This is a genomic window from Archangium sp. (assembly GCF_036389735.1).
GTDB lineage: Bacteria > Myxococcota > Myxococcia > Myxococcales > Myxococcaceae > Archangium.
Genome location: NZ_DASVWK010001001.1, coordinates 1 through 6196, shown reverse-complemented (window position 1 = coordinate 6196; position 6196 = coordinate 1). Strand labels below are relative to the sequence as shown.

Annotated in this window: 6 protein-coding genes and 1 pseudogene; 3 read left to right on the top strand and 4 right to left on the bottom strand. The window is 69.8% G+C overall.

Annotated features, from left to right (window positions below; genetic code table 11):
• Positions 1-348 (top strand): annotated as a pseudogene (locus VF794_RS35790) (adenylate/guanylate cyclase domain-containing protein); the annotation flags it as partial.
• A gap of 42 nt (positions 349-390) precedes the next feature.
• Here the strand turns inward: VF794_RS35790 and VF794_RS35785 are convergent.
• The 4 genes from VF794_RS35785 to VF794_RS35770 all read right to left on the bottom strand — a co-directional run bounded on the left by VF794_RS35785 (position 391) and on the right by VF794_RS35770 (position 4402).
• Positions 391-2028: a long-chain fatty acid--CoA ligase gene (locus VF794_RS35785; protein WP_331117609.1), complete on the bottom strand. Its 1638-nt coding sequence runs from the start codon at positions 2026-2028 to the stop codon at positions 391-393.
• A 79-nt stretch (positions 2029-2107) separates the two neighbouring features.
• Positions 2108-3082 carry an NADPH:quinone oxidoreductase family protein gene (locus tag VF794_RS35780; protein ID WP_331117608.1) on the bottom strand — a complete coding sequence of 325 codons (975 nt, stop codon included), beginning with the start codon at positions 3080-3082 and terminating at the stop codon, positions 2108-2110.
• A gap of 113 nt (positions 3083-3195) precedes the next feature.
• Positions 3196-3651, bottom strand: coding sequence for a PD-(D/E)XK nuclease superfamily protein (locus VF794_RS35775; protein ID WP_331117607.1), 456 nt, complete (start codon positions 3649-3651; stop codon positions 3196-3198).
• 25 nt (positions 3652-3676) lie between these two features.
• Positions 3677-4402, bottom strand: coding sequence for a site-specific DNA-methyltransferase (locus VF794_RS35770; protein ID WP_331117606.1), 726 nt, complete (start codon positions 4400-4402; stop codon positions 3677-3679).
• A gap of 190 nt (positions 4403-4592) precedes the next feature.
• Between VF794_RS35770 and VF794_RS35765 the strand changes: the two genes are divergently transcribed.
• Both VF794_RS35765 and VF794_RS35760 read left to right on the top strand, forming a co-directional pair.
• Complete coding sequence (locus tag VF794_RS35765; protein ID WP_331117605.1) at positions 4593-5207, top strand: hypothetical protein; 615 nt, start codon at positions 4593-4595, stop codon at positions 5205-5207.
• A partial coding sequence (locus VF794_RS35760; RefSeq protein ID WP_331117604.1) for a DUF2071 domain-containing protein occupies positions 5204-6196 on the top strand: 993 nt, incomplete at its 3' end. The genes VF794_RS35765 and VF794_RS35760, both read left to right, overlap by 4 nt.

The following is a 6196-nucleotide window of genomic DNA, read 5'->3' as shown; positions in this document are numbered from 1 at the left end:
CGCACGACGGCGGCGATGAGCGCGGACCCGGAGGTGCGCAGCATCTGCGAGCGGGCGGGGATGCCGGGGCTGGGAGTGGCGGTGGGGCTGAACCTGGCCAACACGATGTGTGGGCTGTTCGGACCGAACCAGGACTACACGGGCTTCTCGACGGGGATGAACCAGACGGCGCGGCTGCAATCGCTGGCGGCCTTCCGGGAGACGCTGGTGATGGACTCGGTGAAGCAGGCGCTGGAGGGAAGCAAGGATCCGCTCATCCAATCCCTCACCTACGGCCCGCTGACGGAGACGCCGGTGAAGAACGTGGCGAAGCCGCTGCGGCACCACCGGCTCGTGCAGCCGGGCTGAGGAACCAAAACCCCTCTGCCTCCCCGTGCTCCAACCCCGAACTCAGCCGTTCTGTCGCTGCTGTTTCACGAGGTGCTCGCCGTACTCCTCGCGCAGCTTCGTCTTGAGGAACTTGCCGGTGGAGGTACGCGGAATCTGGGGGATGAACACGTAGTCATCCGGGAGCCACCACTTGACGAAGCTCTTCTCCAGGTGGGCGGCGAGTTCCTCCTTGGAAGCGGATTGCCCGGGCTTGAAGACGACGGCGGCGAGCGGACGCTCATCCCACTTGGCGTCCTTCGCGGCGAACACGGCGGCCTCGAGCACGGCGGGGTGGGCCATGAGGGCGTTCTCGAGGGCGACGGAGCTGATCCACTCGCCGCCGGACTTGATGACGTCCTTGGAGCGGTCGGTGATGCGCACGTAGCCCTCGGCGTCGAGCGTGACGACATCCCCCGTCTTGAACCAGCCATCCGAGGTGAACCGATCCGCGCCCTCGCCACCGTAGTACGAGGAGGCGACCCAGGGCCCACGGACTTCCAGCTCGCCCATGGTCTCCCCGTCCCAGGGGAGCACCTGGCCCGCGTCGCTCACATGCCGGACCTCGACGAAGGGCACGGCGTAGCCCTGGGTGGCGCGCAGGGCGAGCCGCTCGGCCTGGGGGGCATTCTCATGCTGGCGGCGCGGGCGCGCGAGGGTGCCCACGGGGTTCATCTCGGTCATGCCCCAGGCGTGGGTGACGACGAGCCCATGCCGGTGGAGGAAACCCTCGATCATCGCGGGAGGGGCCGCGGCGCCGCCGATGACCATGGAGCGCACGGAGCGCAGGTCCCACCGCTTGGGCTCCTGGTCCATCAGGGCGAGGATGCCGAGCCAGATGGTGGGCACGCCCGCGGCGACGGTGACGCGCTCGGCGACCATCAGGTCCAGGATGGACTGCGGGTCGAGGTGGGGCCCCGGGAAGACGACCTTGGAGCCAGCGAAGACGGCGCTGAAGGGCAGGCCCCAGGCGGCGGCATGGAACATCGGCACCACGGGCAGGAGGGTGTCCGACTCGGAGACCCCGAGCGTGTCGTTCATGCACTCGACGAGCGTATGCAGCACACAGGAGCGGTGGCTGTAGAGGACGCCCTTGGGGTTGCCGGTGGTGCCCGAGGTGTAGCAGAGCATCGCGGCCGAGCGCTCCTCGAGCGTGGGGAAGGCGAAGGAATCCTGCTCGGGGGCGAGGAGCTTCTCGTAGTCGAGCCGACCCTCGGGAGCGGGGCCGTCATCGGGGATGACGATGACGTGCTCGACGGAGGGCACGGAGGCGATGAACTTCTCGAGGAGCGGGAGGAGGGAGCGGTCCACGACGAGGATGCGGTCCTCGGCGTGGCGAGCGATGTAGGCGAGGTCGTTGGGGTGGAGGCGGAGGTTGAGGGTGTGGAGGACGGCGCCCATGGCGGGGACGCCGAAGTAGAGCTCCAGGTGGCGGGAGTGGTTCCAGCAGAGCGAGGCGACGCGGTCCCCGGGCTTCACGCCGAGCCGGGTGAGGGCCTGGGCGAGCTTACAGGTGCGCCGGTAGAAGTCGGTGAAGGTATAGCGGTGGAGCGACTTGTCCGGCAGGCGGCTGACGATCTCCGAGCGGCCGAAGTAGGTGCGGGCCCGCTCGAGGAGGTGGGTGATCGTGAGCGGGAAGTCCATCATGCGTCCGGTGAGCATCGGTGCGTCCCCCTGGGTGAAGTCCAGGCACCGATGCTAGCCAGTCAGCACGCCAGAGCGCACCAGCCAAACGCGCGATTCAGCCCAAACGCACGCGCAGCACCACCTTGCCGGTGGCCTTGCGCGACTCCAGCTCGCGCAGTGCCTGCGCCGCCTCCTCCAGCGGGAACGTGGAGCCCACCAGCGGCTCCACGAAACCCTTGTCCGCCAGTTCACCAAGGCCCCTGGCGATCTCCACGGTGAGCCGCGGCTCCATCATCACGAAGGCGCCCCACGCCACGCCCACCACGTCCACGTTCTTGAGCAGCAGCCGGTTCACCTTCACCTCGGGAATCCGCCCGCCCGCGAAGCCCACCACCAGCAGCCGTCCCTCGGGCGCGAGGCACTTGAGGCTCAAGTCGAAGATGTCCCCGCCCACCGGATCCATCACCACGTCCACGCCCCTGCCCTGCGTCGCGTCCTTCACCTGCGAGACCCAGTCCCCCGTGGACAGCAGCGCCTTGTCCGCCCCCGCGCTCCGCGCCACCTCGGCCTTCTCCTCGCTGCTCACCACCGCGAGCACCCGCGCCCCCGCGCCCCGCGCCACCTGGATGCTCGCCGTCCCCACCCCGCCCGCCGCGCCGTGCACCAGCACCGTCTCGCCCGCCTTCAGCCGGCCCCGCCGGTGCAGCGCGAAGTGCGCCGTGTGGTAGTTCATCACCGTCCCCGCCGCCGCCTCGAAGCTCCAGCCCTCGGGCACCCGGAACGTCATGTTCGGCGGTGCCGCCACCACCTCCGCCCAGCCCCCGAGCATCGTGAAGGCCATCACCCGATCCCCCGCCTTCACCCCCGCGTCCGCCGGAGCGCTGCGCACCACGCCCGCCACCTCGACTCCCGGCACGAAGGGCACGGCGGGCTTCATCTGATACTGGCCCTTGGACAGCAGCAGGTCCGGGAAGCTCACCCCCGCCGCCACCACGTCGATGAGTACCTGGTCTCCCGCCTCCGGCTCGGGCATGTCCACCAGCTTGAGACCCTCGGGACCCTCCAACCGCTCGAGCTGCACCGCGCGCATGCCGTCGACTCCTCGGGCCCGTCCAGCCGGGCCGCCCAGGTAGAGGTCCCGGACGCTAGCCCGCTCCGCCTTCGCGCAGAACAACGCAATGAGCTGTCCCTGCCGGGACCCCCTCACAGCGCGACGCGCTTCTTGCCGCGCACGAGCACGTCCCACCACTTGAAGGTCATCGCCAGCAGGGAGTCCAGCTCGCGCGTCTCGGCCGAGGGCGCGAGCGTCTTCGCCCCCGGCAGGCAGTAGGCCGCGATGGGGGACGCCGAGAGGATGTGGAGGATCCCCTGCGAGAAGCCGTCTCCCGCGTAGGCGATGCAGACGGGAATCGACATGCGCTCCAGGTCCTGGAGGGCGAAGGGAATCTTCTCGTCCACCGTGCCAACGCTGCCCTGGTACTTGCACTCGATGGCCAGCGCCGTGCGCGTGCCCGGCTCGAGCACGAAGATGTCCACGCGCCTCCCCCTGCCCGTGAGCGTCTTGCCCACGCGCACCTCCCGGTACACCTTTACCCCACGCGCGGCGTAGTTCTTCACGATGTATCTGGCCACCAGGTCCGCGTATTCGTGTCCAGTCATTCGTGCCTCCCACACGCCCAGCCGTTCATCCGCTCCGGGCGATGCGCAGCTCTCTGGTGTCTCCTGGCGCCTCAGGCTGCGCGCCCTCGGCCCGCAGGCGCGCCTCGGTGACCTCCAGCGCCTCGGGGCAGATGTCCGTGCCGTGGAAGTCGCGCCCGAGCCGTACCGCCGCCACCCCCACCGACCCCGAGCCCATGAAGGGATCCACCACCACGCCTCCGGGCTCGCTGCTCTGCCGGATGAGCACCTCACTCAGCTCGACGGGCTTCTCGGCCGGGTAGCCCCGGTAGACGCGCGGCATCGGGAGCACATCCGCCACGCCCAGGTCGCTCAGCCGCCGCCGGCCCTTCTCGAAGAAGAGGATGAGCTCGTAGCGCGAGCGATAGTGGTAGCCCATGCCAATGTGCTGCTTGTCCCAGACGATGGGCTTCCAGAACCGGAAGCCCGCGGCCTCGGCCAGGGGCTTGGCGACGAACATCGTCTCCGGGTCACAGAAGAGATAGAAGTGCGAGTCGCGCTTCAGCACCCGCCAGACCTCGGTGAACAGCTCGGGGAAGCGCGCGTTCGGGAAGATCTGGAACCAGTGGTTGCTCGACCCCTTGCTGCGCTTGAGGCGCGTCGTGGTGCCGATGGCGCGGTGCTTCTCCAGCGACTCGTAGGCGGGGTCGGTGATGACGAGGTCCACCGAGGCCGCTGGCAGGCTCCGGAGCCACTCGACGGCATCGCTGGGTGAAAGGCGGTAGCGGGACATGAGAGGGCGCACCAGCCCGGGGGGTCAGCGCGTCGCCGGGATTATGACACGCCCCCTGACATGCCCTTTCCACGGGGTCGGGAGAGATATCCAGGAGCGATCAGATGGGCCTCCGTCTGGAGCGGTCCCCGGGTGGTATACGCGGGCCCCCGGCGCCTCCGTCCCTTCTCGGATAGGCTCCCGGCCACGCATGAACCGAGAGGAAGCGGACCAGGCCCTGCAGCTCATCCGCCGCGTCGTCGCCCAGGCCCGCGATGACACGGCGCTCCAGAACTGGGGCGTCATCTGGATGGTCCATGCGCTCACCAACGGAGCGGGCTTCCTCGGCACGCACGTGCTCCTCCAGCAGGGTCACCGCTCGCCCGGGCCCTTCGTGCTGCTGTGGAGCGTCATCGTCCCGATCAACCTGCTCTCCATCTGGTGGCTCCAGCGGCGCGAGGCCGCCGGCGTGCGCTCCTTCATCGAGCGGCAGGTGTGGTCCATCTGGACGACGTGCATGGCGGGCATGGTGCTGGTGGCGCTCATCAACTGGATGCTGGGGCTGGACGTGCTCTTCATGCCCCCCGTGGCCTGCGTCCTCATCGCCATGGCCTTCTCCGTCATGGGCGCGCTCATGGGACGGGCCTGGTACGTGGCCGCCGCCCTCTTCGCGCTCTGTGCGCTGGGCATCGCGCGCGTGCCGGGCTGGGGCTTCGCGGTGCTCGCCGCGCTGTGGGGCGTGACGCAGCTCATGGGCGGGCTGCTGCTGTACCGGGCCCGGCGTCGGCGTCTCACGGAGGGTGGCTCGCGGCCGAGGCTCGTATGACACCCACTCCGCGAGAGCTGGCCGGACTGGTGGCCCTGGCCCTGGAACCACTCGGGATGAAGCGGGAGGCGCTGCTCGCCCGGTTGGAGGCGGCGGGCGTGGCACGCGGGGAGGGAGCCGAGGCCCTCGCGGCGCTCTCCGGACGGGGGCTGCTCTCCGAGGCGGGAGGCCGCCTCCAGCTCACCCCCACCGGCCACACGGTGCTGCGCGAGGCCCACACGGCGCTCGAGCGGGCCCGGGACGTGAGCCCCTCCAGCCCGGGCATGGAGGAGTGCCCCTCCATCCCCTGGCTCACCCAGGTGCGGACGGTGTGGGTGGAGGCGCTGTCGCTCAACTACGCGGTGGCACCGGAGGCACTCGCCCGCCTGCTGCCCGCCCCCCTGGAGCCGGAGCTGCACGAGGGCAGTGCGTGGGTGCAGGTATTGATGTCCTCACTGCGCGAGATGCGCCCCCAGGGGCTGATGGGCCTGGTGGGCTTCAACTTCTACCAGGTGAGCTACCGCGCGGCGGTGCGCTACCGCAACGCGGAGGGCCAGTGGCGGCGCGGTGGCTACTTCATACGCAGCGAGACGAATGACGCGCTGATGCGCCGCATCGGCAACTCGCTCGTCGAGTTCAAGTTCCACGAGTTCGGTGAGGCGGACATGGTGATGGCGCGAGACGGAGACGCGCTCACCTTCGCGGTGGACCCGCTGCCCGCCTTCCCGGGAGGCCGGCTGGTGGGCGTGCTCGACACGCGGCCGCTGCCGGGGCCTCCGGCGGGCTCGGTGTGGCGGAGCCTGGAGGCACTGCACGAGCCGCTCGTCGAGTGCTACGACGCCTTCGGGGTGTTGGACGGGTACGTGTACGTCCTCACCATCGACCGCGAGCCGTGGAACGCACGCTTCGTCCGGCCGGTGCAGCTCTACTGCGAGTACATGCAGGACGGGGCGCTCGCGGGACAGGCGCGGTTGGACTCGGTGCTGCACCTGCGCGAGTGTCCCTACCGC

What these genes read in the sequence shown, in the direction of transcription:
- VF794_RS35785 (WP_331117609.1), bottom strand. Translation starts at nt 2,028, where the DNA reads ATGCTCACCGGACGCATGATGGACTTCCCGCTCACGATCACCCACCTC.
- VF794_RS35780 (WP_331117608.1), bottom strand. Translation starts at nt 3,082, where the DNA reads ATGCGCGCGGTGCAGCTCGAGCGGTTGGAGGGTCCCGAGGGTCTCAAG.
- VF794_RS35775 (WP_331117607.1), bottom strand. Translation starts at nt 3,651, where the DNA reads ATGACTGGACACGAATACGCGGACCTGGTGGCCAGATACATCGTGAAG.
- VF794_RS35770 (WP_331117606.1), bottom strand. Translation starts at nt 4,402, where the DNA reads ATGTCCCGCTACCGCCTTTCACCCAGCGATGCCGTCGAGTGGCTCCGG.
- VF794_RS35765 (WP_331117605.1), top strand. Translation starts at nt 4,593, where the DNA reads ATGAACCGAGAGGAAGCGGACCAGGCCCTGCAGCTCATCCGCCGCGTC.